This is a genomic window from Azospirillum griseum (assembly GCF_003966125.1).
GTDB lineage: Bacteria > Pseudomonadota > Alphaproteobacteria > Azospirillales > Azospirillaceae > Azospirillum > Azospirillum griseum.
Map to the genome: position 1 here is coordinate 1 of NZ_RXMA01000102.1, position 1,208 is coordinate 1,208.

Here is a 1,208-nt window from a genome sequence, read left to right on the forward strand (position 1 = left end):
CGGCATCCGACTCTCGGCTCCAGAAGGGGCCAATCCTTTACCCGCAGCCCTCTTCGATTGCCAGTCTGCCGATTTGTGCACCAATGTCGTACGATGACGCTGGCGTGACCACGGCACTGGGAGCCGCCATCATGAAGACCACGACACCGAGCATCGAAGGCGGAGAGCCCCCACGCGGTAATGCGCATGATGTTAGTGAGCGTGGTCGCGCCATCATGCGGCGGCTCAAGGCCCGCGCTGCGGCAAAGGGCCTGCCGGCCCCCGATCTGACCGGCGACCTCGACCTCCGGCGCCGCATCTACCGGGCCGCCCGGCGCATCGAAGACGCCCGAGTCCGGCGCGGTGACACGCGGCCGTTCCTGTTGGATGAGGAACCGGCGCTGACGGCTTTCCTGTCCCTGCCGGAGCGCGACATCGCCGCCGGCTGTTCAGCCCGACGGTCCGCTGTTCGCCCACATGCGGACGCTGGTCGGCGACATGCGCGTGGACCTGGACAAGCCGCTGCCTGGTGATAATGACGAGGACGACGTTTAGGCCCCGCCCGCGATCATCTCCCGCAGCCGGTCGATGATGGCGTCGATCTGCTCGGGCTCGCAACAACACAGCCCCTTCAGCAGGCCGCGCGCCGCGGCCTCGGGGTCCGAGTAGTAGCGGAACAGAAAGTCCGATTGGGCCGTGACGGCTGTACGGAAAACCTGACCGAGGGTGTTTCCGTACAGTCCGCCAATCCGACAGGGTTTCCCGGCTATGATTCCAGGGCCTTGAGAGGGGTAGGAAAGCGGCCCCCCTGTGCCTGTCGAAAAATACATGTTTTCCGCCGTTTTCGGACGAACGGCAGCGTCTGTATCGGTTTTCGGTTCCTCTGCTACTCGGATTCCCTCCCCAAACAGCACGGCGCCGTTCGCGCCTCGTTATCTACGCCGCGAACTTGGTCAGGATGTCCTTAGCGACAACCTCGATCCGCTTCAGAGTGGCGTCGGACTGACCCTTCAAGATTGGCCGGCCCGTGATGTCGATGGAAATGCTGCTGTTGATGCGGCTGAAGGATAGATGCCAGTCACAGCGAATCACCCGTCCGCCATAGCCGCAGCGAACGGCGTGGTCCAGAGCCAGCCCGGCAGACATTGGTGCACAAATCGGCAGACTGGCAATCGAAGAGGGCTGCGGGTAAAGGATTGGCCCCTTCTGGAGCCGAGAGTCGGATGCCG

3 protein-coding genes are annotated in these 1,208 nt (G+C 63.7%); 1 reads left to right on the forward strand and 2 read right to left on the reverse strand.

Translation table 11 applies throughout. The features are described from left to right. A partial coding sequence (locus EJ903_RS26330) for a hypothetical protein (RefSeq protein ID WP_210211577.1) occupies window positions 1-512 on the forward strand: 512 nt, incomplete at its 5' end. An 18-nt stretch (window positions 513-530) separates the two neighbouring features. Here EJ903_RS26330 and EJ903_RS26335 read toward each other — a convergent pair. Next, complete coding sequence (locus EJ903_RS26335) at window positions 531-893, reverse strand: hypothetical protein (protein WP_126620819.1); 363 nt, start codon at window positions 891-893, stop codon at window positions 531-533. 22 nt (window positions 894-915) lie between these two features. Continuing rightward, window positions 916-1,208: hypothetical protein (locus tag EJ903_RS27510; RefSeq protein ID WP_210211578.1), on the reverse strand; the 293-nt coding region annotated here is incomplete at its 5' end.